We start from the raw sequence: 24,188 nt of genomic DNA, 5'->3' as shown, positions 1-24,188 counted from the left end.
AAAACGATGACAATACAGCATAAAATCTGAGCGAGAAGGCTATTTCAAATAAGGAACTTAGCATGTTAACTATGCAAAAAATTAGTAAAATCTACCAAACTGATTTGGTCGAAACCCACGCGCTACGTGAATTTGATTTAAATGTTGAAAAAGGCGAATTCGTTTCCGTTACCGGCCCTTCGGGTTCAGGTAAAACTACCTTCTTAAATATCGCCGGATTGCTAGAAACTGCCAGCGCCGGTAACTATGAATTAGACGGGCAATTGATTAATCAACTTAGCGATAAAGCCCGCTCCAAACTACGTAATGAAAAAATCGGTTTTATCTTTCAGGGCTTTAACTTAATCCCAGATTTAAGCCTATATGAAAATGTTGAAGTACCGCTGCGCTACCGAGGCCTAAATCGCCAAGACCGTAAACAACGTATAGAACAAGCATTAGAACAAGTTGGCCTCGCAGCCCGCATGAAGCATGTACCGAGCCAATTGTCCGGTGGACAACAGCAACGCGTAGCGATTGCTCGCGCGCTAGCTGGTCAACCGAAAATCCTATTTGCCGATGAGCCAACCGGTAACCTAGATAGCTTAATGGCACGCCAAGTCATGGAGTTGCTTGAGAAGATCAACATGCAAGGCACTACTATCGTTATGGTTACCCATGATCCTGAGCTCGCCCGTCGCGCTGGGCGCAATATCCAAATAGTCGATGGCCAAGTGTGCGACTACACCTTTTACCAAAAACAAGCGGTATAAGGAGTCAGCTAATGTTTTTCTATTATCTACGTTTAGCCTTGGTGAGCTTACGGCAAACCCCGGCAGTATCAGCACTTATGCTGTTAGCCATCGCCATAGGTATCGGTATTTCGATGACAACCTTAGTGTTGCACACCATGCGCTCCGCCGATCCGATTCCGCATAAAAGCGACAAACTAGCGGTTATTCAGTTACAAAGTCAGGGCGTACACGCCAACTTTGGTTCATCGGATAACCTGCACAAACAGCTTACCTATCACGATACGGTCGCTATGTTAGAATCGGATATTCCCCAGCGTAGCACCGCCATGTATCGCGCAGGCCTAAAAATTGAAAGTTTAGAGCCGGGTAAAGAACCGAGTAAAAAAGCCGTGTTACTCACCACCAGCGACTTTTTTAGCATGTTTGAAGCGCCTCTGTTATACGGTCAAGCTTGGGATGCTAAAGCCGATGAATATGCGGAAAAGAAAACTGTAATTGGCCGCCAGCTTAACCAGCAATTGTTTGGTGGTGAAAACAGTGTTGGCCAGAAGATACTCATTCAAAACAATATTTTTGAAATTGTCGGCGTGCTGGATAACTGGCAACCTGTACCTAAGTACTACGACACTATTGTCGGCGCCTTTAATCATACCGAACAAGTATTTGTGCCCTTCTCTCATGCCCGCGCCAACGAGTTAGACACATGGCATAACAACTGGGGCAATGTCGAAAGCTGGAACAATGAATCTATCAATGTTTATCAGCAGTTTTTGGATTCGGAGTCACATTGGCTGCATGCTTGGGCTGAGTTTGAATCTGAACAGCAAAAACAAGACTTTGCTACTTTTATCCAAGGTTATATTGACCAGCAACAACAGCTAGGTCGCTTTGCCAGAGAAGACGCAACTTATGATCTAAAAGACGTAATGACTTGGCTTAATTACCGCAAAGTTGTCGGCACGGATAACTATATTCTTCTGGTGCTAAGCTTCTTATTTTTAGCTGTGTGTTTAGTTAATACCTTGGGCTTAATGCTAAGTAAGTTTTTACGCCGTGCTCCAGATGTTGGTGTGCGCCGTGCGTTAGGCGCTAATCGCAGCCAAATCTTTATCCAACATCTCGTTGAAGTAGGCGTACTCGGCCTAATTGGCGGTTGCTTAGGCTTATTGCTCAGCTACTTCGCGTTAAATCATCTCAAGCAATATAACAGTGAATATCAGTTACTAGCACAGCTCGACGTACAGATGATGTTGATAGCTCCCGCTTTAGCTATTGGTGTGACCTTACTGGCTGGTGTATATCCGGCTTGGCGTATTTGCCAAACGCAACCCGCACGTTATTTAAAAAGCCAATAATCGTCGAAAAGGAAGTTTACCCATGAATGTATCCAGATTACCTATTTTGCCGATAATCTCGGCATTATTACGCCATAAAACATCTGCGATTATTATTATCGCGCAGATCGCTTTAACCCTAGCGATTGTTAGCAATGCCTTATTTATTACTCAAGAACGTGTCGCATTAATTGAACGTGATACAGGCTTAGATGAAGACGTATTATTTACCATTACCGTTTCGCCAAATAAAGGTGAAGCGGATCCTATTCGCGACTTACAAGCAATTCGCGCAGTGCCGGGCGTTGAGAATGTTACTCTGTCTGATTCATTGCCGCTAAGTGGCGGCGGCAGCACATCAGGCTTTAGATTAACCACAGACAATGATCCAAACGCCAAAAGCGCTAATGCCAGTATCTTTTTTACCGAGCAACACTTTGTTTATACAGCAGGCTTAGAGTTGGTAGCAGGACGCAACTTTAATGCCGATGAAGTTACGCTAATTGAAAACCAACGCCAGCTATTTAGTGCTGAGTTTAATGTGATCGTCACCCAAGCATTTGCTGACGCCTTATTTGAAAATGGCGACGCCATTGGCAAAACCATTTACCAAGGGCCTATTCCAGCGAAAATAATCGGTATTGTAAAAACGCTGCATGGTTACAGTCCTAAATGGGGAACGGCGGAACGAACCATGTTGCTTAACCATATCGTCTTGTTTGCTCCGCAAAAATATCTAATCAGAACCAATACCAAAGGTATGCTGGCCGTAATGGAGCAAACTAAACAAGCATTACGTACCGCCAACCCTAAGGCCGTGATCAGTGAACCTAAGAAATTTAGCAAGATGAAAAACGACTATTACTCACGTGATTATCTGTTACGCAATGTGCTAATGACCTTGGTTGTTGCCCTATTAATGATTACCGCACTCGGCATTATTGGCATGACCTTGTTTAATATTAATCGCCGTATAAAACAAATTGGTACACGCCGCGCATTAGGCGCTAGCAAACAAGATATAGTGCTGCACTTTATGCTAGAAAACCTTATTCTATTGTTTACCGGAATAGTACTAGGTATCGCCTTAGCGATTGGCTTAAATAACCAGTTAATTCAATACTTTGAAGTAGCGAAATTACCGGTCGAACAATTATTATGGGCGCTGTTAGCCATATTGTTTATTGGCCAAGCAGCGACATTTTGGCCAGCACTGCGCGCCGCCAATATATCGCCAGCCATCGCAACCAGAACGGCTTAATTGTATTCGTTGTGGGTGAGGCTTTAGCCTTACATTCCGTGTGCAAGCTTTGTAAGCATAAATGCTCACCTACTATTTATACTCACCCTGAGCGAAGTCGAAGGGTCGTGTGTATCTTAGATAAAATGAACCCTTCGACTGCTTCGCGCTCAGGGTGAAGATAAGTATTTAATCTTGATTTAGGTACAAAAAAACAACAGGAACCACTTGTGACCAAGGATAAAATTCTAATCGTTGATGATAATCCAGATGTTTGTCAGGCATTGGATCTACTGCTGGATATTCACGGTTATCAAACGGTGATCTGTAGCAATCCTGCCGATGCGGTTAAAGCCGTGATGTTTCAAAGCATTAGCTTGGTGATCCAAGATATGAACTTTAGCCAAGACACCACAAGCGGTATTGAAGGTCGTGAATTGTTTTATCAATTGCGCGACCTTAATCCTGATCTGCCAATTATCCTAATCACGGCTTGGGCGCAGCTAGAAACCGCGGTTGAACTAGTCAAAGACGGCGCAGCCGATTACTTAAGCAAACCTTGGGATGACAGTAAGCTGTTAACCAGTATTAAAAATCTGCTAGAAATGCTGGAGCTAAGACAACAAAACCAGCAATTGCATCAACAACTGACAAGCACTTCATCCAATACCCATTCAGATCAGCCTAATCTATGTGGTTTGATTTTTGCCAGCCAAGTGATGCGCAATTTAGTTGATATGGCAGTGCAAGTTGCCAAAGCCGATATTCCAGTATTAATCACAGGCGCTAACGGCGCAGGTAAAGAAAAGATCGCCGAGATAGTCCAAGCTAATTCACAACGCGCCAGCCAACCTTTTGTTAAGGTTAATGTCGGCGCGCTGCCAATCGATTTAATGGAAGCGGAACTATTTGGCGCTGAGCCAGGCGCTTATACAGGGTTAACTAAAAAACGGGTTGGCCGCTTTACCGCTGCCGATGGCGGTACTTTGTTTTTAGATGAAATCGGCAACTTGCCTTTATCTGGCCAAGTTAAATTATTGCGTGTACTGCAAACCGGTGAGTTTGAACCTTTAGGTAGCCATCAAACCCAAAAAGTTAACGTCAGAATAATCAGTGCCACCAATGCCGATCTTAAGCAAGATATTCAACAAGGAAAGTTCCGCGAAGATCTGTACTATCGCCTCAATGTGATTGAGCTAAATGTTGCCGAATTAAAACAACGCCAAGCCGATATTATCCCATTAGCCGAAGCTTTTATTGGTGAACAAAAGCAGCTAAGTAGCCAAGCTAAACAAGCACTAGAACAGCATGACTGGCCGGGCAATGTACGTGAATTACAAAACACCTGCCAACGAGCAATGATATTAAGCCAATCCGAAACCTTGCAAGCTCAAGACTTTGGTTTAACCCTAAACGCAGAAGGCGAGCAACAAAAGCCAAGCGCTGCTAACGACATTGACCCACAAAGTATTCAACAAGCTATAGATAATGCCCAAGGCAATATTAGCCGTGCTGCTAAATCTTTGGGCTTAAGCCGCCAAGCTTTATATCGACGTATTAGTAAGTACAAATTAACGGTAGAAGACAGTAAATAGTGACGGTTAAAATGCTTAGCAAGCTTAGGTTTAAAACCTTACATTCTCGTTTAATCACAGCCTGTATTTGTAGTTGCTTAATCGCTACGTCACTCGTATTGCTGATCCTCTATTTTAAAAATGTTGACCTTAGCCAATCATTAATCACTTGGGTACTGGCTTTATCGTTAGCACTAAGCTGGTTGGTGTCTGCCGCATTACTTAAAAACCTCAACAAGAGCATTCAAGCACTACAAGTTAGCTTACTTAATTTGCAGGATGGTGAGTTTAACGCTACCGTCAGTCAAACCAGTAATGATGAGTTTGGGCAGATTAGCCAACAGGTCAATCAAGTTGCGGCGGCATTACGCCAACAAAGACAAAATATTTACCATCGCGAATTACTGCTAGATAAGGTTAATCAAAATTCGCCTTTAGCAATGCTGTTGTTCGACCAAAATCAACGCCTAATCTATAGTAATTTAGCCGCTCGGCAGTGGCTAAATAAAGGCCATAATCAAGATGGCAGTTTACTGAGTGATTTGACCCTAAACTGGCCACAAACCATTAGCCAAGCAATAGAACATGGCCAAGACGGTTTATTTACCTTGGAGCCAATAACCGACGGCGAGAAAGAGAAAGAAAATGCCAAAGCCAACTCCCCAAAAAATAGCCAAGAAGCGCATAAAGCCGAAAGCCAAACTTGGCACCTATCCACCGGTGATTTTCAGCTTAACGGCCAGCAACACAAACTGTATTTATTTAAACAGCTAACCCGTGAGTTTAACCGTCAAGAAGTCAGTGTTTGGAAAAAGGTCATTCGAGTGATCAGCCATGAAATCAATAATTCGATTGCCCCTATTTCGTCAATGACCCATTCAGGTAAAATTCTGATCGAGCAAAAAGGCGACGAAAAGCTTAGTTTGGTGTTTAACACCATAGATAAACGCATCAAACATTTAAGCCAGTTTATCGCTGGCTACGCCGAGTTCGCCCGCTTACCTGAACCACAACGTCAAGTATTAGACTGGCCAGCCTTTTTAAACGAGCTACAGCAACAAACTCAATTTACCTTTCAAATACAGGCCGAACAGCAAGACTTACAGCAACTCAAAGTTGACCCTAGCCAGTTTGAGCAATTACTGATTAATCTACTTAAAAATGCCCATGAATCAGGCTCTAAACCAGATGCAATTAAACTAGATTTACAAACCCAAACTAGTCAATCACTAGCCCTGTTAACCATAGAAGATGCGGGCAAAGGCATGAATGAGCAAGAACTACAAAACGCGTTAATTCCGTTTTACTCAACCAAACAGCAAGGTACGGGTTTAGGCTTAGCCTTATGTCGCGAAATAGTCGAAGCTCACCATGGCCAGATTAGTTTGCAGAATAAAGTTGAGGGTGGGTTACAGGTGAGGATTGGCTTGCCGTTGGAGTGAGTCGAAACGGTCGAGTAGACCGAGGGAACTTCCCCCTCAGCCTCTCACAGATCCGTACGTGAACCTCTCGATTCATACGGCTCCTCTCGTTTCACCATTTACGGTCTGCAACCAAGCTGCCAATGTGCAAACAAGTTTGGTTGCGATTGGTAAACACCTATCAACCATTTGTTCACTTTCGGATTACTTGTTCGCAGCCGTTTGTATTTCGATTTCGCCCATTTCAATAGCCTTTGATTAAGCACATAAAACACCGACTTCAACTCCGTTTTCCAATAACGCCCATAATATTCAATCCAGCCTTTTAAAATTGGATTGAGCTTGTTCGCTAAATCACGGATAGTGAGTGTTGTTCGCCTGTGTAACTCATAGCTTTTAATCTGAGTTCTAATTTTCTGCTTGGCCTTAGGGCTTATTGCAGGCGTAAAACTCACGAACATTCCACTCCAGCGGCTTCTTACCAGCCTTGGCCTAAAACAGTAACCAAGAAAGTCAAAACTAACAACATCATATGGTTGTCGTCTTTTAGCATCAAAGCAGTAAACCAGTTTGGTTTTCTCTGGATGACACTCTAAACAGCAATCCAACATGCGTTGCTCTATTGCATGCTTTAACGCCCTTGCTTCTTGCTCACTACGACAGTGAACTACTGCATCGTCCGCATAGCGTGCAAATTGAACATCGGGGTGTTCTCTTCGCAGCCACATGTCGAATGCATAGTGGAGAAACAAATTCGCCAATAATGGGCTAATCACGCCTCCTTGTGGTGTCCCTTTCGTTCGCTCTATTATCAGACCATCCGAGGTTTCCATTGGCGCTTTAAGCCAACGGTCGATATAGAGTAATACCCATGGGTTATTGGTATGTTTGCGTAACGCTTTACCCAATAATTCCCAATTCAGATTGTCAAAGAAGCCTTTGATATCTAAATCAATCACCCAGTCGTATTGCCAACAACGCTTGCGCGTGATGGTAAGTGCATCATGCGCGCTGCGGTTAGGTCTGTAGCCATATGAATCATTATCGAATACCGATTCTAATTCAGGCTCCAGCTCCATCTTGACGACCATCTGTGCCACTCGGTCTGAGACCGTGGGTATGCCTAGTACTCGAATTCCTTTATCCTTGGGGATTTCGACTCGCTTCACCGTTGGTGGAAAGTAGCTTCCTGATGACATTCGATTCCAAATCTTGTACAGATTCTTTTTCAAGTCCTGTTCAAAATCACTAATCGACTGTTCATCAATACCAGCCGCTCCACCGTTGGCTTTTACACGTAACCAGGCTTCATAAACTGTCCATTTCGAAATACTAAATGGTTTTGCTGAAATCAATCATTCCTCCTGCTGTAGCAGTTGATGAATATTTCATTTAAAACAAGGCAACCCCTTCGCTAAATAACCATTACAGCTATCATCATCACTACTACGAGTTGCTCCGCCCCAGTGCTTTGCATCCAGATTTGACTCTCATGGGGTTACCATTCGAGGGTATCTGTTAACATCAAAGCGACTGGTTCTTACGTTCCATATAAAACCCCAAGTTAAATTCACGTCAGCTCTATGCCGGCTCCCACTTAGTTGGTAATCAGGTGACCTCTAAGCTCTTCCCAAACGCACCCTAGTCGTTTGGTTTCGGGATACAACGTTCTCCAGTTTCGACACCTACACTGTTCGTCTCTTTAACTCACACCTGACAAATCATTGTGTTTGCCTTTTCCTTATCGCTCACGACGATGGCTCTTTACCAAAGCCGCATAAGGTGGTTTCCACCTGCACCTGAATGCCGATGGGATGGGCCAAACCATCATGTTTTATATAGTTGCGTTATCGTCCAATACCTCCATTTATTGTTGATAACTCGTAACACACTAGGGTGCTGCGAGTTTCACGAGCCGCACCAATGTTAATATAAACCAATGGCAAAACTTCTATTTGTTGGGCTTACACCTGCAACATAATCCTGTTGCGATTCGCTGCGCTCATGGCAACCTACGTGTATTTATTGATGCATATACATGACGGTTCAATCCATTTGCATGTAGGGTGATGTGAGTTTCACGAACCGCACCATTGTTAATATAAACCAATGGCAAAACTTCTATCTGTTGGGCTTACACCTGCAACATGCTCGTGTTGCGATTCGCTGCGCTCATGGCAACCTACGGTGTATTTATTGTGGGATGTGTAACAAAAAGAAGCGAGCAGATTGCAGCGTTCGCCGCAATCTGCCCACAGGTTTTTTATGTTATTAAGCTGCGCGCTTAAATCGACGACAGGCGATTAAACCCACGCCAACTAGTAGCCATCCTAGACTACCGCCGCCACCTTCACCATCAGCCGAAGGTGCATCGCCTTCATCACTGGGTTTCTGCGAGCTAATGTTGTAATTTAACAGCTCTGATTCCCAGCCGTATTCAGCAAATTTAACAATACCTACGTTCTCGGCTAACCAGAAAGTGACATCGTAATACAAGTCAACGTGCGCACCATCAACATTAGCGGTGCCATTGAACGACACATGAGTACGTAAAGCATCAAATTGCCCTGCGGCTGTTGATATGGACTCAGGTGTTAAGTAATTAACCTGAGCTGACCAATTAATACCTCGCTTGCCATAGGTTGGCGAAATATCGACTTCACCGTTACCCCTAGTGTTGCGGCTCGCTAAAATATTAATCCCTTGGTCCAGTTTAATATCTGTCGCAAAATCACCATAACCGGTTGAAACATTCGGTAAATAAAAACCGTATAACTTGATTTGATTGTTATCCACTTTTAAGTACAAGCGCGAGCGCGAGCTAAACGTCAATGGCGTTATGTTTTGTCCGGCGACATTAATAGCATTGCCTAAACTTGCACGATTACCATTGTAGTTCCAAGTACTCCCCGCATTCGTTGGGAAAAAGTCCTCGGCAACAATTGCACTACGCGTTGCATCGGTAGGATAAAAATCTTGACTGTCTTTAACCCCATCACCGTCATCATCCGTATCCGTATTGTTACCAATACCATCCTGATCCGTGTCTGCCCATTCAGTGTTGTCTAATGGGAAAGCATCATCGTTGTCACTGATACCATCATTGTCATCATCCGTATCAGCATTATCACCGGTTCCATCATTGTCAAAATCTAACGACTCAGATGCATCGGTTGGGAAACGGTCTTCCGCATCTTCAACCCCATCGTTATCATCGTCAGGATCACTGTTGTCGCCTAAACCGTCACTGTCGGTATCTTGCCACTCATGTTTATCAAATGGGAAAGCATCAATTAGATCAGAACGGCCGTCGTTATCATCATCAGTGTCGGTATTATCACCAATATCATCTTCATCAAAATCAGCCCAGTCGGCGCTATCATTAGGGAAGTCATCTAGGTGATTTAAATAACCATCGTTATCATCATCTGCCGCGACAAAATCATAGCTTTTAAAGCTAGGGATCCCTTGCGCATTATAAATAACATGAATTTTGCCTGTACTGTCACTTGGCAATAACGCAATAGGCTCACCCGTAATGTCATGGCTGTTAGCTTGATCAAGAGTAAAGTCACTGAGGTAGCGTTTTAACTGGCTATTGTTGTTATTGGCTTGCAGGGTAAATAAATTGCCAAACAACCACGCTGTGTCTTTAAGGTTTTCGGCGTTTGTTAGCGTAGTCTTTGTTTCTAAGCTACGCGCATTAACAATTCGGCCTGAATTTAACGAGGCCATTTTACCATTTTCTGATACACGGATCGGGTCAACCCAACCGTCGCTATCATGATAAGGGCTTTCATATTCACCGGTAATTTTACCTGTAGTTGGGTCGAGTTGCTTCCAGCGCAGATCTGATGGTGAATAGCGGCTAATATAATAAAGGCGATTGCGTACCCCATTCCACGTCATAAAGTAGGTAGGCGCAACCCAATCTTCCCAATGCGTACGTTGACCAGTAGCATCGTAAATGCTAAACGAACCCCAAGCGCCATCGCTACCCTTAGCTACAATATAATCACCCGCCGCGGTAATAGCCGATAAACTTGAGCCGATATTGACAAAAGCATGCTCCGAGTTATCACTCACATCAATGTAACGGATATTGCCATCCGCATAAGACAAATATAAACGATCATGCTTTGCCGAATACACCATATCGTTGGCTTGGCTAGTAATGGGAATAGGGCTTAAATAAGCACTTTGACTAACCGACCAAACATGGATCTGCGCGAGTTCATCGTCTAATAAATAAATTTTGTCGCCTAACGCATCAATTGCTGTTGCTTTAACCGCAAATTCACCATCATCGCTATCTTGATTGTTACCAATACCGTCGCCATCAATATCAAACCACTCGCTACTATCAAATGGGAATTTATCGACCGTATCCAGATAACCATCATTGTCATCATCGGGGTCGGCGTTATCACCGATACCATCAAAATCAAAGTCGGCGCTTTCATTAGGATCTAAGTAAAATCTATCGTCCGTGTTTAGAACACCATCACCATCAACATCAAGGTCTGAGTTATCGCCAATGCCATCACCATCGGTATCTTGCCATTCACTGGCGTTCAACGGAAAACGGTCATTAACATCTAATCTGTCGTCGTTGTCATCATCGGTATCGGCGTTGTTACCTATACCATCATTATCAAAATCAGCCCATTCACTGGCATCACTTGGAAACGCATCTAAATGGTTATCGTAGCCGTCATTGTCGTCATCTTGCGAAGTGAAAGTATATGACTTAATGGCCGGTTTATTATTAACAATATGAACAAGGTGTAACTGACCTGTCGTTTCATTCGCTAATAAGGCATAAGGCTGCCCTTGAATTTCGTCAAATGCACTGCTGTCTTCGCTAAATGTGTTATCCCAACGCTTTAATTGACTATAGGTATTCGAGTCGACGCCTGCTAACGAAAATAACCCATCGTATAAAAAGGCGACATCTTGAAAATCTTGACCATCATTGATGTCGGTCTGAGATGCTAAGGTTATACCATCAGCTACACAGCCCGTACGTAACGCCAAATACTTACCGTTACTTTTCACTTTTATTGGTGCTGAATCAAAACAGCTACCTGAACTAGCGAATTTAAACTCACCCAAGGCACCCGTTGCTGGGTCTAAATAGGCTTGATAATACAAATGGCTATGTGATTGGTAAATGCTTGAATATTGCGGGTTCCAAGCTAAATAGTTGATATAACCTGAAAACTTGTTCGCTTTAACCGCTGCTGTTTTGTCTAATACAACAATCTGTTTATTGCCATAGCTCCCTCCAGCCACGACAATAAATTCGCCAGCGGAAATGAGATCTCCAATTGCTGAAAACTGATAAAAATCATGTTCACTGTTATCGGTTAAATCAATATACGTTAACTTGCCATCACCATAGGCTAAATAAACACGATTGTGAGCCGCCGAAAACAGCATAGACTTAGGCGCTTGGCTTAGTAATAAAGGAGATAAGTATTGCTTAGCCGCTACTGACCAACGATGCACAGCCAATGTTTGCTTATCTAATAGGTAAATAACATCACTTGTAGGGTTAATGACAGCGCCACTTGGCTGAAACTCCACTGTAGAAGAATCAATAACCACGCTCGGGTCCACCACACCCGTTTGGCTAACATCAATAACCTGAACACTAGGTAAACTAGGCACAGGGTTTAATGTCACATCGCTTGGTGTTTCACTATTATCTAATTGAAAAGCAAACACCTTATCCTGATATACCACCACTTGCTGCGCCCACAGGCTATCTCCGAGAGCATACTGACCGCTTTCGCTTAGTGAACGATCATAAGAAAAAACCTTATTATCGCGTAGTACAAGTGGTACACCTTGCCAAAAAGCAATATCTCTATATTCACCGCCTAGATCACCGGCATGAGTTAAATCATTTAAATTATAAACATTTCCCGAGGTATCTGTTGCTCGATGCAAAGTGGGAAATGATTGAAAGCGAGTACCTATCGAATAATCACCATGATAGGGGGCCTCAGATAAACTACCAAAGGTTCCTTCGGTATCTAACGTGACGCGATAAACATCAGCCGGCGAATAACCTTTTGAATTAGCCAATAAATATTGGCCATCAGCAGATAAAGAAAGAGCACTGTCAAATGAATCAGAATACGGCCAAACATTAGCTTCTTGTACAAAAGAACCATCGACTTTATTGAGTGATTGCAGATAACCACCCGCCGATAAATACAAATAATTATCTGACGCCGTGATACCTGTTACCGTTTTACTGGTGGTTCTTAGCGTAGTGCTGGTATCGCCAGTTAACGATAATTTGACAATATCATTACCTATACTGACATAAATACCAGAAGCATCAACATGCAGCGCATTAGGTGCTGCACTTAAGGTTATTTCAGTTAAAAACTTTTCTTCATCAAGTGAATAACGTTGAATCTGGGTCGATGTATCATCGGCAAAATAAACCGTATTGCCATGTGTTTTACTGGGTAGTAATGCAGCTTGCAAACTACTCATTGACGCCACACTAAGTAACAAGGCGGCAAATAAGCTATGTTTCATAAAATTCCCTGCTGTCGCTATAAGGGTTAAGAACTAATTGGGTTTGGCATAATGCGTGATTCGTTCCTGCACGCTTAGTGTGGTGAGGGGTATTATTTCCATGTCACTGTTGTCCATATATTTTTAGTTATAACTGACCAGCGTTTAATTTAACAATTTTTTAAATTTACGCTAAGTTTTTTTACCTCGTTTTTATTCTGCTTTGTTATAAATAACGATTAATTTCAGTTGAAGAAGTAACCGCAAAATTGGCAAACATTCGCACTTTTAGGCCGGCTCAATTATGCTTAAACCTCTGCTTGCTTTGTTTTTATTGCTTATGCTAAAAAAATTACTTTCTTCATTATCTGCGCTACTAATTAGTATTGGCCTACTGCCACATAAAACATTAGCTCAGTCGACTAATAATGAACTCCCGCTTGATCTTGAAAAGTTAATCACTGCAACACGACAAATCGATAGTGGTCAATTAACTATCATCAATCATTTTCCATCTAAATATGTTGCTCCCCGCTCTATCCGCATATGGTTACCCAAACAATACACAGACCTAGCAAGCAAGGGTGACAAACTCGCGGTGCTATACATGCACGATGGCCAAATGTTATTTGATGCCAGTATCACGTGGAATGGTCAAGAATGGGCGGCGGATAATGTGGCTGCGGATTTAATTAAAGCCAATAATGTTAAGCCTTTTATTATCGTTGGCATTGATAATGGCGGCGTTGATTTACGTCGGGCTGAATACTTTCCGCAAAAAGCGTTTGAGTTACTGTCTCACGCACAACAGCAAGCACTATATGGCACGATGCGCAGTGATAATGAAAAATTGTTTGGTGCCAAAGTACAATCCGATAGTTTTCTCAAGTTCGTTGTAACTGAGCTTAAGCCTTATATTGACCAACATTACGCAGTACATAGCAACGCCGAACATACCTTTATGCTTGGCTCGAGTATGGGAGGCTTAATTTCAATGTACGCGCTTAGCGAATACCCCAAGGTATTCGGCGGCGTGGCTTGTATGTCGACCCATTGGCCGGGCAAGCATACATTAGATAACAACCCGATCCCGCAAGCCTTTTATCAATATGTTGAACAGTATTTACCCGCTGCAGGTGCGCACAAACTCTATTTTGATTATGGTGATCAAACCTTAGATGCGCTTTATCCGGCATTACAGCAACAAGTTGATACACTAATTAGTGCCAAAGGCTATGATAAAAAACATTGGCAAACCCAATTTTTTGCCGGCGCAGCCCATACAGAAAATGACTGGCAGCAACGCTTGCATATTCCATTGATATTTTTGTTGGGCAAATAATCTTTAAATTAACGTTTTTCAACAAAATAGGCTTACAGCCCTTTATGAATGAGGCATTGGTTTTCAAATCCAATGCCTAACTTTTAATAACAAGCTGCTAAAAACTAAAAAAACATGGATAACGGAGCTGAAAAAATGCAAAAAAAAGCGCAAATAAAATCCTACTCGCAATCCACTTTTCTCATCGATTTTTTAGCTTGAGTAAATTGATATTGATAGAAAAGACAGAGCAAATTAATGCGCGCAAAGTCGAAAATTAGAATAGACAATGAAACTCTAAACTTGAGCGACAAGGCGATAATCTCGAATTAATTTAACCGCATACGTTTGCAAAAAACAGCCAAGTGCCAATTCTTTGTTTATAGTTACATCTATTAACAACTGATTAACTTTCGAGCAATTGGCGAGCACACATGATAAAAAACTTCAATAAATTCAATCTGAACCGAATTGCTTTAGCATCCAGCTTAGCAATGGCTCTCGGCATAGCGGGCTGTAGCAGCCAAGTCGATCAAGCCAAAACGACTACCGTAAAAAAAGATATCTATGCTGATTATTTAAATCGAGATGTGCGTGACGATGTTTTTTATTTTGTGATGCCAGACCGTTTTCATAACGGCGATCCCAGTAATGACATGGGTAACCCAGACATTCCTGAATCATACGGCGGGTTTGATCCGAGTAAAAAGAGCCACTTTCACGGTGGTGATATGAAAGGCTTGCAAGACAAGCTGGATTATTTAGAAGACATGGGCGTAACCGCCATTTGGATGACCCCCATTTTGCGTAACCAAGCTGTGCAAGGCAATATCACCGGCTATCATGGTTATTGGGTGTTGGACTTCACTGAAATCGACCCGCATCTAGGTAGCAACCAAGATCTAAAAAACCTGATCAATGCGGCTCATGCTCGTGGTATGAAAGTCTACTTCGACATCATTACCAATCACACTGCTGATGTTATCAAATACACTGAATGTCATGGTGAAAAAGGCGAAAAATGGTCGCTTGATTCCGGTTCTTGTCCTTTCCGTAGCAAAGAAGAAATTAAAACCAATCCTTATACTATCGTCATTCCTGAAGGCTCTGAAAACATCAAAGTGCCAGAGTGGCTCAATGATCCTATCTATTATCACAACCAAGGCGATAGCTTTTGGCAAGGCGAAAGCTCTGTATACGGCGACTTTGCAGGCTTAGATGATGTAAATACAGATGACCCGCGTGTTGTCAAAGGCATGATAGAGATCTTTAAAGATATTGTAGACGACTTTAAACCAGATGGTTTCCGAGTGGATACGGTTAAGCACGTCAACACGGAATTTTGGGCTGAGTTCACACCGGCTATTATGAAGCACGCGCAAGATGCAGGTATTCCTAACTTCCATATTTTTGGTGAAGTGTATGACGGTAACCCGAAAATACTCAGTCACTATACGTCTGACGGCAATATGCCGGCTATCTTAGACTTTGGCTTCCAAGGCGCTGCTTACGATTTATTCGTTAACGAAAGTGGTACTCATAAGCTTAAAGAGTTAATTGACCAAGACGACGTATATAACGACGGAGATAGCAACGTTCACCTTAACCCAACCTTTATTGGCAACCATGATATGGGGCGCTTTGCACACTTTTTAGATAAAGTAAAAACGCCACTAACCGAAGCACAAAAAATAGATAAAATCGTTGTCGCGCATGCGCTAATGTATTTCTCGCGTGGTATTCCGGTCATATATTATGGTGACGAGCAAGGCTTTGCTGGTAAAGGTAACGACATGGCAGCCCGCCAAGATATGATGCCATCTAAAGTAGCTGAGTTTGCCAGCGAAGATTTAGTCGGTACAGACAAAACCCCAGCCGATGATAACTTTGATAAAGATCACCCCTTGTACCAAGCTTTTGCTGAACTTGGCAGCATTTACAAAGCTCATTCAGCCTTGCGCCGTGGCGAACATCACACGCGCTACGTAACAACGGATGGCCCTGGCATTTATGCATTTTCACGTGTTGAGTTAGATAACCCAGTCGAGTATCTATTGGTATTTAATACCTCATTGGCAGACAAATCGGTAAGCTTACAAGCCACAGCCAATGGCTACAGCGACGTGCTGTCCGGCCAAGCGGTAGCCACCTCTGGCGGTAAGGTAAATGTTAGCGTAGCGCCACTGACCTACAAAATATTAAAAGCTAACTCGGCGATCAAGCCCAGTAAATTAGGCAAACTCAGCCTAATTGGCGAGCCAGTTAAAGAAGGTACTGATGTCGAGTTAAAGTACGCGTTGTCAAATATAGAGCAAAACCCTGTGCCGGTATTTGAGTTAACCACCTTAATTGATACGGGCTCAGGCTTTAAAAAGGTTTCATTCGACAATACTCTGCCTTTAACCGCGCAATTTGATATTTCAGGTTTAGCCAAAGGCTCTGTGGTTAAGGTGAAAACGTCAGCCACCAACTTTAACGGCGAAGTAGTGGAAGCTATGCATAGCTTCAGCTTTGATTAATCGCTAGTCTGCTAGCTTAGCTAGCCGTTGCCCCCCTAAAAAATGGAAGTGCGTTGTCACTTCCATTTTTTTATTTACTTCCCACACTAAACCTAAAATAATCTCCTTATCTGCACAGGACATTGTGCGCCACACAATTTGAGAATAAAAAGATGGTAAAGCCCTATTTAAAAGCCTATTGTTTACTGCTATCACTCTTGCCTTTAGTCTGCTCAGCCGTTGGTTTTGGCGTAGGTGAAGGTCAAATACAAAAAACCTACGAAAAACACTGTGCGAGTTGCCATGGTAAAAATTTACAAGGTGGCTTAGGCAGTAATTTAGTCGACGATACTTGGAAGTTTGGCGGTACCGATCAAGACTTAATCAACATCATTAAGCAAGGTAAAACCGACGCTGGAATGCCAGCTTGGAAAATCACATTAAGCGATAAAGAAATTCGCGCCATGGTGGTGTTTATTCGTGAACAAAAATTCTTGCAACAACAACGGCCAGCCACAACGACCGCGCTTGATGAAACTGTGTTTAATAGCTTACACCATGACTTTAGCTTACAGCGCATCGCCGAATTTGATAGTACGGTTTGGTCGTTAAGTTTTTTACCTAATGGCGGCTGGGTCGCGACAGAAAAAGCGGGCAAGATCTGGTTAAAACAACCCAATAAAGACAAGCAACTTATCACCAATACGCCTAAAGCACGCGTTAAAGGCCAAGGCGGGTATCTCGACATAGTACCGGATCCACAATACGCTAAAAATGGCTGGCTCTATTTTACTTATTCACAAGCTAGCCAAGATGATGACAGCCAAGCAATGACCACCTTAGTCCGTGGCCAAATCAACAATGGCCAATGGGTTAATCAGCAAACCTTGTTTAAAGCGAACGAGCAATTTTATACTGGCAAAGGCGTGCATTTTGGCTCGCGAATTGTGTTGGATAGTAAATATGTTTACTTCTCGATTGGTGATCGCGGCAATATGCAGCAAGCCCAAGAATTAAGCCAACCGAACGGTAAAATCCACCGCTTACATCACGATGGTAGTATTCCTCATGACAACCCTTTTGTTAAAAACAAAAATGCCCTGCCAAGTATTTGGTCATATGGCCACCGCAACCCGCAGGGCTTAGTCGCCCACCCCACAACTCAGCAACTGTGGGCGGGAGAGCATGGCCCTAGAGGCGGCGATGAAATTAACCTTGTGCAAAAAGGCCTAAATTATGGCTGGCCGACTATTACCCATGGTATTAATTACAATGGCAAGCCGATATCAGACAAAACCACGTTAGCCGGAATGGAGCAACCTAAGCATTACTGGGTGCCGTCAATTGCACCTGGCGGCATGGCGTTTTACCAAGGTAAGCACTTTACTAAATGGCGCAATAATTTATTTGTTGGCGGAATGGCTACTCGCTCGTTACATCGTTTAACGTTGCAAGACAATAAGGTCGTCGCAGAGGAAGTTGTCATGAAAATAGAGCAACGCATACGCGATGTAGCGGTTTCACCGAGTGGCGAGCTGTATTTGGTAATTAATGGTTCCAGCCCGAAAGGTAAAATTTTCAAAGTGGTAAAGAAGTCGTAAAGCCCGCAATATAATAGCGAAATCGTCATCAACCGCTTGTCTTATGCATTATGTCTAAAGATCAACTAGCGGCTGATGGCGTTAAAAACGTTATGACACTGTGAGTTATAAGGGTGCTAAGAGCGCTAAAACTCAACGACTTCGCGCATTAAATCTGATAACTCTTCCTGTAGATGCTCATACTCTTCTTGATCAATATGCAACAAATCCAAACAGGCTTTTTCGACATAAGGCCAATCTGGCGCATCGATAAAACGCCGATCTTGACTGAGTAGATTCTCGGCTAATTGAAATACGGCATACAACTGGGCGCAGATAGGATCGTCAACCTTTGCTAAATAGCGACGATTATGATGATGACGTATCACTTGACTGATCTCGTTGGGCAAATTCCACGAACAAGCCAAATGGTAACCCACTTTAGTGTGCTGTGTTTGAAAGACCTTTTGCTCCAGTTGTACTAAGCTAAAACGGTTATCCTCATTAGCTTTAGCCAGTACTTTGGGGTATTTGGCAAAATTGCAGGCCATAATTGGCACGCCAATATTGTGAAACAAACCAAACACATAAAAATAGTCTTCCGGTACATCGGATTTAACTTGCTTACCTATATACAGGCAGGCATTTGCGAGCTCTTCTGCGGTATCCCAAAATCGGCCAAGGTTTAATGCGCATTGCTCTTGTAACACACTCTGTTTAAGTGCAAAGCTTTTAACAATATTAATTGTGCCACTAATACCAATGTACGCCACCGCTTGACGAATATTAGCCATAGGTTTACTTAAGCCATAGGCAGAGGAATTGATAATTTTAAGAATTTGCGCCGACACCGCCACATCACGAGCAATAATAGCGGATAAGCTTGCTAAACAAGGCTCTTGTTCTTTTAGGTGATTATCGATTTCGATTAGTAGATCTGGCTTGGCGGGAATATCCAAATCTTCCATTATTAATTCATCACTGACGACCATGATCCCTTAACTTCCTTTTGCTGGCACTTTTGCTAGGACTTTTGTTAGAGCCTGTAACAAATGCCGTGACTATTACTAAATTTATAGCAGATATTTAGCCATTTGCTGTCTATTCAGGTTAGAAAACAAGCATTTTTTAACGAATTCATTTATTCCCCCTGAATTTGCCATAAGAAATCCTCAGTAAATCCATAACGCAATCCCTAGCATAAGCCTCCATGCTAATCACCCGCTAACAGGATAGCCGCGCTCTATGTTGAACGAAAGCTTACTAGAGGTTAAGGAACTACCGCTAAACAAAGAAGATAAACAAGCTTTAATTGGCGAGTACTTACATCAACTACAAAATACTAAGCAGCATTTTTTAGGCTATCAAACCAACCAGCATTGTCAGTTATCAGATGAAATAAAGCCTTTTTTAACAATGAACTTGCTCAACCTTGGCGATGGCTTTGAAGATGGCGATTACCGCATCAATGCCAAAGTTTTTGAGCGAGCCATTATTCAGTTTTATGCCCGCCTTTGGCACTTGAGTGGAACGACAAAAAACGAACATATCAGCGAGCGGCAATACTGGGGCTATTTAACCAACATGGGCGCGACGGAAGGTAACTTATGCGCCTTGTGGAATGCGCGTGAATATTTAAGTCAAGCTTTCACTAAAACACCTGTTGTCTTGTTTTCTGAGCGAACCCACTACTCCATCAACAAGGCATGTCGCTTATTACAGTTAGACAATATGGCCGATATTGGCTCGGCATTAGGAGCTTGCCCTATTCGTGTAGAAGATGCTACAGGCATTAAAGATAGTAGCAAGTCATGGCCACGAGCGGTTCCTGTCAATGCCGATGGCAGCATACATATACCGGCATTACGCCAATTAGCAGAGTTCTTTGTGGCACAGGGTCACCCTATTATTCTGAATCTCAATCTTGGCACTACGTTTAACGGCGCGTTTGATGATATTCCGTTGGCGATCCAACAATTGCAGCACGTGCTTAAGCAAGAAAACAGCAGTGGTCAACGCAATTACTGGTTGCATGTCGATGGCGCACTCGCGGCTAACTACATCCCTTTTATCGAACTCAATGCGGCGCGCAGCTCAACCCCAAATTCAACATTTAGCTCAAGCCGCAAACAAGCCAGCACTGTTGCGCAATCACCTATTCCCGGCTTTGATTTTCGCTATGCACAAGTTATGTCTATCTCTGTCAGCCCTTATAAGTGGCTGGGCTCGCCGTGGCCTTATGGTTTATTTATGACACGGCGTTCTTTGTATAGTGCCGGTGCGCACCGGCCACATTACATAGGCAGTTACGATACAACCCTATCGGGTTCGCGCAATGGTTTTTCGGCGTTATTACTGTGGGACAAAGTCACTCGCTTAGGCACATCTGGCTTAATCGCTTTAAGCCAACAAATTGAACAACTCACGCAATATGCCTATCAGCAATTACAAACACTTGAGCAATTATCAGACACCTGCAAACAAGTATTATGCCTACAGCCACGTATTCCACATGCCAATATCATTGTTTTTAAAGCCCCCAGCCAAGGCCTAATGCAGCGATTTTCGCTGTGTTCTGATCTGCAACAAATCAATGGCCAATCGATGCGCATGAGTCACCTAGTGATATTGGAGCACGTTAGCCACAGCACCATTGATTTATTCGTCACGGCATTAAAGCAAGAGTTGCAAGCTCAGCTTGAGCAAAGCCCAACAAGCAAGCTTACGACATCGCAAAAAACCAAGCCAATTACGCTAATTTAATAAGGAACTAAACATGACCAATCACATCAATAAAATCTTATTGGCGACAGCCCTGACCAGTTGTAGCGTGCAGGCCACCACATCAGGTTACATAACGCTAGGCAATGACTATTTATTTAAAGGCCAAAGCCTCACCAATGAAAAAGCGGCGCTCAGTGGTGCCATAGATCTTACTCATGATTCCGGTTGGTATATGGGCGCTTGGGCGTCAAATGTCGACTTTGCTGGCGCCAATAGCGAACTCGATTTATATACAGGCTATGGCTGGCAAGTTAACGATGAGTTAGCGCTTAACGCTGGGGTAGTTAGCTATAGCTATTTTGGTGATATTACCCCGAATAACAGCCTTAATTACGCTGAAATTTACCTACAAGCCACAGTCAATGACAATTGGCAATTCGGATACTGGTTTGCGCCCGACTACGCCGGTGTTGGTCAAAAGCATAGCATTTTGCTTTTATCGTATAGCCACGCAATTAATGAAAAAGCCCAATTAATTGCCACCACCAATTTGCTCTATAACCACGATACCAATGCCTATCAAAATGCTAATAAAGCGTTTTATAACCACGCCAGTTTAGGTGTTAGCTATAGTTTTGATTGGCTTGAGTTACAAGTCGCGCTAGAAAGCCATAACGATCATCTTGATGGTGATTGGCAAAAAGTCACGCCGTATCTGGCCCTGACTTACGCCTTTTAATAAAGGAGGCGTTATGTGGGATCGGCACCTCTCGAACTTAGCTAGCTGGCTGTTTATCACTTCACTGCTTTGTATGGCTAACGTGCACGCTAATGTCCACGTTAATGTCAATGTTAGTCCAAGGCTTGAGCCGACTGCGGCAAGTCAAGTAACAAACACAGATAGCTCAGCGCAACAGCAAGCCACGCATGTAGAAATATCACTGCATATCAACAAGTTATATCAAGTCGAAACCAAAAACGAGAGTTTCAAAATAGATGCTTACTTAGTTATGCGTTGGCATAAGCCAGACAATACGATTGAACCAGGCGTGTTTGAGAACATTCAGGTCCAGCAAGCTCGACAGTTTGGCTTATGGTTGCCCGTTATTGAGTTTATTAATGTTTTAGGGCGGCGTGAAATCGCCAACCAAAGAGTGACCATTTCATCAGACAACTGGGTTGAATATAACGAACGTTTTACTACCACGTTTACAACGGATATGGACTTTAGGCAATTCCCGTTCGATCAACAAACATTTAGCGTTTTAATGGAGCCCTTTACCTACGACGAACGCCAGCTAGTGATCAGCAAAGCACAGGTTTTTCCTAAAGTTTTAGGTAACGCTTTAGATGGTCAATGGAGCCAATTATCCGCTCCGCAGGCCAGCGTGAGTCGTCAGTCTTATTCGCATTTATCTAATAATGGTGAGCCGGATGTCAATTTTTCACGCCTAACAATTGCGGTTGATGTAGCGCGTAAATCCGACTTTTATATTTGGCAGTTTATTTTGCCACTAACCCTGATCATTATCGCCTCATGGGCTGTGTTCTGGATCGCCGGTTTTGGTGAACGCCTAGGAACCTCATTTACCCTAATGCTAACCGTTGTTGCCTATAACTTTTATACAGGTAATTTACTGCCTCACTTGCCTTACACCACTTTAATCGAACGGCTGGTGATATTTAGTTATGTCAGCATTTTCGCGGCTATTTTACTCATAGTCATCAATCGTGTTCGTCATCCTGAAAACAGTGCCAATACGCGTTTAATTAAAACTTGCCGCTATCTGTTTCCCATTGGCTTTATCTTGATGATGGCTTTACTCATTTGGTGGAATCAAAATTTATGAAAACCTTGAAGCATAAAAAAACCCGAGTGTTATTAGAAGCGATTGGCGTTACCTTGGTGTTTATCGCCTTGCTAGGTAGCTCGACATTTTTAGTTTATAGCAAGTCGCTCAGCACATTAGACCAAGAAATTAAAATTGGTCTTTTGTCGAATGTGAAATCTGCGGCAAGCCGTATTGATGGTGATCTGCATAAAACCTTTACTCGTGACACTCCTCGCGATGATCCGCAATACCTAAGCCAAGCGCAACCATTAGAAGCCGTTCGCCAAGCATCTAAAGATGTGCGCTATATCTACACTAATATTCTACAAGGCGACAAAGTGTATTTTGTGGTTAACCCTAGCCCACAAAATGATGGGGATGGTGATGGCCAGCCAGACTTAGCGCCTGCATTAATGGATCCCTACCCTGATTATTCTGAGGAATTAATGCAAGCATTAACATTGGGCAAGGCTTTTGTTAACGAGCTGCCCTACACAGATGTTTGGGGAACCTTTATTAGTGCCTATGCGCCTTTTTATGACAGCCAAGGTCAGCAAGTTGGCACCCTAGGGATGGATTTGGAGCTGAGCGGTTTTTATCAGCGCCTTGAAAAAATAAATATCGTCTTTGAAAAAGCCACCATCACCATAGTGTTTTTAGGTTTAGTGGTTGGCTTAGCTGTGTGGTTTATGCGCCGCTCTGCGATTAACGAGCTGGAAAATTTTACGTCGTTAAAACAGCAAGTTAAGCACCAGCAGAAAACCGATAAATTGAGCGCCCAACTATATTTAGACATGCAAAAAAACTTAACAGAACGCTTTAACCAACAACAAATCGACACGGCGACTTATCTTAAACAATTAACTATATTGCAATCGTTTGGCTTGAGTTTTGTGCAACAAAAGCCAAGTGCTAAGCAAGAGTTTGACCCTGAAGATCTGCTAACAGGTATTGTTGCAAAATTAAGTCATAAGCCGACAATGCAATATAGCGAAGAACTACCTGAATGTGTAAAAGGGTATGCCGAGCCTATAAAACAGCAGTTAAGCTTATTGTTGCAAGCACTCGATAGACTTAACCCAATTAATCAATGCCAACTAATGATTAGCGAAGAACAAGTTATGACATGGCAATTAAAATTACGGATCACTTGCCAGTCAAACGAGTTGACGGATGCAATACATAAGGTGTTAACGGGCGATCCGCAGGCATTTACCTTACCTTTAGCTTGGCAAATAAGCGAACAAAACCAAGCTTGGTTGTGGCTACATCAAGTGCGCAATGGCTTATCAAATATTGACACCAGCTATCAATTAGAAAGTTATGAACGTCAAACTCTTTCCGCCGTAAATTGGCAGTTTAGTTTGCTCTTTACAGTCGACAAGGTGTAAGC

Annotated in this window: 15 protein-coding genes; 12 read left to right on the top strand and 3 right to left on the bottom strand. The window is 42.9% G+C overall.

What is annotated here, in order from left to right; translation table 11 throughout:
* The first annotated feature begins 62 nt into the window (after positions 1-62).
* The 5 genes from C2869_RS09185 (at position 63) to C2869_RS09165 (ending at position 6,324) form a co-directional block, all read left to right on the top strand.
* The gene (locus tag C2869_RS09185; protein WP_108602654.1) at positions 63-752 is read left to right on the top strand and encodes an ABC transporter ATP-binding protein; all 690 of its coding nucleotides are present in this window, start codon (positions 63-65) and stop codon (positions 750-752) included.
* A gap of 11 nt (positions 753-763) precedes the next feature.
* The gene (locus C2869_RS09180) at positions 764-2,089 is read left to right on the top strand and encodes an ABC transporter permease (protein ID WP_108602653.1); all 1,326 of its coding nucleotides are present in this window, start codon (positions 764-766) and stop codon (positions 2,087-2,089) included.
* A gap of 22 nt (positions 2,090-2,111) precedes the next feature.
* A complete protein-coding gene (locus tag C2869_RS09175; protein WP_108602652.1) occupies positions 2,112-3,329 on the top strand; it encodes an ABC transporter permease in 1,218 nt (405 codons plus the stop codon).
* 209 nt (positions 3,330-3,538) lie between these two features.
* Entirely contained in the window at positions 3,539-4,903 is a 1,365-nt protein-coding gene (locus C2869_RS09170) for a sigma-54-dependent transcriptional regulator (RefSeq protein WP_108602651.1), read from the top strand.
* Between the two features lie 11 nt (positions 4,904-4,914).
* Positions 4,915-6,324, top strand: a complete 1,410-nt coding sequence (locus C2869_RS09165) for a sensor histidine kinase (RefSeq protein WP_159084110.1) — start codon at positions 4,915-4,917, stop codon at positions 6,322-6,324.
* Between the two features lie 98 nt (positions 6,325-6,422).
* Here C2869_RS09165 and ltrA read toward each other — a convergent pair whose 3' ends face one another.
* Both ltrA and C2869_RS22830 read right to left on the bottom strand, forming a co-directional pair.
* Positions 6,423-7,658, bottom strand: a complete 1,236-nt coding sequence (gene ltrA, locus C2869_RS09160; RefSeq protein WP_108602649.1) for a group II intron reverse transcriptase/maturase — start codon at positions 7,656-7,658, stop codon at positions 6,423-6,425.
* Positions 7,659-8,574: 916 nt separating this feature from the next.
* Positions 8,575-12,861 carry a thrombospondin type 3 repeat-containing protein gene (locus tag C2869_RS22830; RefSeq protein ID WP_228710806.1) on the bottom strand — a complete coding sequence of 1,429 codons (4,287 nt, stop codon included), beginning with the start codon at positions 12,859-12,861 and terminating at the stop codon, positions 8,575-8,577.
* A 283-nt stretch (positions 12,862-13,144) separates the two neighbouring features.
* Here C2869_RS22830 and C2869_RS09150 point away from each other — a divergent pair, with 283 nt between their 5' ends.
* The 3 genes from C2869_RS09150 (at position 13,145) to C2869_RS09140 (ending at position 18,260) form a co-directional block, all read left to right on the top strand.
* On the top strand, positions 13,145-14,182 hold the full coding sequence (locus C2869_RS09150) for an alpha/beta hydrolase (protein WP_199915642.1): 1,038 nt from the start codon (positions 13,145-13,147) through the stop codon (positions 14,180-14,182).
* Positions 14,183-14,595: 413 nt separating this feature from the next.
* Positions 14,596-16,680, top strand: coding sequence for an alpha-amylase family glycosyl hydrolase (locus C2869_RS09145; protein WP_228710805.1), 2,085 nt, complete (start codon positions 14,596-14,598; stop codon positions 16,678-16,680).
* A gap of 152 nt (positions 16,681-16,832) precedes the next feature.
* The gene (locus C2869_RS09140; RefSeq protein ID WP_108602648.1) at positions 16,833-18,260 is read left to right on the top strand and encodes a PQQ-dependent sugar dehydrogenase; all 1,428 of its coding nucleotides are present in this window, start codon (positions 16,833-16,835) and stop codon (positions 18,258-18,260) included.
* A 125-nt stretch (positions 18,261-18,385) separates the two neighbouring features.
* Here C2869_RS09140 and C2869_RS09135 read toward each other — a convergent pair whose 3' ends face one another.
* Positions 18,386-19,231 carry an HDOD domain-containing protein gene (locus C2869_RS09135; RefSeq protein WP_108602647.1) on the bottom strand — a complete coding sequence of 282 codons (846 nt, stop codon included), beginning with the start codon at positions 19,229-19,231 and terminating at the stop codon, positions 18,386-18,388.
* 253 nt (positions 19,232-19,484) lie between these two features.
* Between C2869_RS09135 and C2869_RS09130 the strand changes: the two genes are divergently transcribed.
* From C2869_RS09130 to C2869_RS09115, 4 genes are read left to right on the top strand one after another with little or no spacing between them, the layout of a single operon-like run.
* Positions 19,485-21,002 carry a pyridoxal-dependent decarboxylase gene (locus C2869_RS09130; RefSeq protein WP_108602646.1) on the top strand — a complete coding sequence of 506 codons (1,518 nt, stop codon included), beginning with the start codon at positions 19,485-19,487 and terminating at the stop codon, positions 21,000-21,002.
* 13 nt (positions 21,003-21,015) lie between these two features.
* Positions 21,016-21,702 carry a TorF family putative porin gene (locus C2869_RS09125; RefSeq protein ID WP_108602645.1) on the top strand — a complete coding sequence of 229 codons (687 nt, stop codon included), beginning with the start codon at positions 21,016-21,018 and terminating at the stop codon, positions 21,700-21,702.
* A 13-nt stretch (positions 21,703-21,715) separates the two neighbouring features.
* Positions 21,716-22,813, top strand: coding sequence for a ligand-gated ion channel (locus C2869_RS09120; RefSeq protein ID WP_108602644.1), 1,098 nt, complete (start codon positions 21,716-21,718; stop codon positions 22,811-22,813).
* A complete protein-coding gene (locus C2869_RS09115) occupies positions 22,810-24,186 on the top strand; it encodes a histidine kinase (RefSeq protein WP_108602643.1) in 1,377 nt (458 codons plus the stop codon). Before C2869_RS09120 ends, C2869_RS09115 begins: the two co-directional genes overlap by 4 nt.
* Positions 24,187-24,188 lie beyond the last annotated feature (2 nt).

Source organism: Saccharobesus litoralis, assembly GCF_003063625.1.
GTDB lineage: Bacteria > Pseudomonadota > Gammaproteobacteria > Enterobacterales > Alteromonadaceae > Saccharobesus > Saccharobesus litoralis.
The sequence above is the reverse complement of the archived record's forward strand: the minus strand, read 5'-3'. Positions and strand labels throughout refer to the sequence as shown.

What these genes read in the sequence shown, in the direction of transcription:
- C2869_RS09185 (WP_108602654.1), top strand. Translation starts at nt 63, where the DNA reads ATGTTAACTATGCAAAAAATTAGTAAAATCTACCAAACTGATTTGGTC.
- C2869_RS09180 (WP_108602653.1), top strand. Translation starts at nt 764, where the DNA reads ATGTTTTTCTATTATCTACGTTTAGCCTTGGTGAGCTTACGGCAAACC.
- C2869_RS09175 (WP_108602652.1), top strand. Translation starts at nt 2,112, where the DNA reads ATGAATGTATCCAGATTACCTATTTTGCCGATAATCTCGGCATTATTA.
- C2869_RS09165 (WP_159084110.1), top strand. Translation starts at nt 4,915, where the DNA reads ATGCTTAGCAAGCTTAGGTTTAAAACCTTACATTCTCGTTTAATCACA.
- C2869_RS22830 (WP_228710806.1), bottom strand. Translation starts at nt 12,861, where the DNA reads ATGAAACATAGCTTATTTGCCGCCTTGTTACTTAGTGTGGCGTCAATG.
- C2869_RS09150 (WP_199915642.1), top strand. Translation starts at nt 13,145, where the DNA reads ATGCTTAAACCTCTGCTTGCTTTGTTTTTATTGCTTATGCTAAAAAAA.
- C2869_RS09145 (WP_228710805.1), top strand. Translation starts at nt 14,596, where the DNA reads ATGATAAAAAACTTCAATAAATTCAATCTGAACCGAATTGCTTTAGCA.
- C2869_RS09140 (WP_108602648.1), top strand. Translation starts at nt 16,833, where the DNA reads ATGGTAAAGCCCTATTTAAAAGCCTATTGTTTACTGCTATCACTCTTG.
- C2869_RS09135 (WP_108602647.1), bottom strand. Translation starts at nt 19,231, where the DNA reads ATGGTCGTCAGTGATGAATTAATAATGGAAGATTTGGATATTCCCGCC.
- C2869_RS09130 (WP_108602646.1), top strand. Translation starts at nt 19,485, where the DNA reads ATGTTGAACGAAAGCTTACTAGAGGTTAAGGAACTACCGCTAAACAAA.
- C2869_RS09125 (WP_108602645.1), top strand. Translation starts at nt 21,016, where the DNA reads ATGACCAATCACATCAATAAAATCTTATTGGCGACAGCCCTGACCAGT.
- C2869_RS09120 (WP_108602644.1), top strand. Translation starts at nt 21,716, where the DNA reads ATGTGGGATCGGCACCTCTCGAACTTAGCTAGCTGGCTGTTTATCACT.
- C2869_RS09115 (WP_108602643.1), top strand. Translation starts at nt 22,810, where the DNA reads ATGAAAACCTTGAAGCATAAAAAAACCCGAGTGTTATTAGAAGCGATT.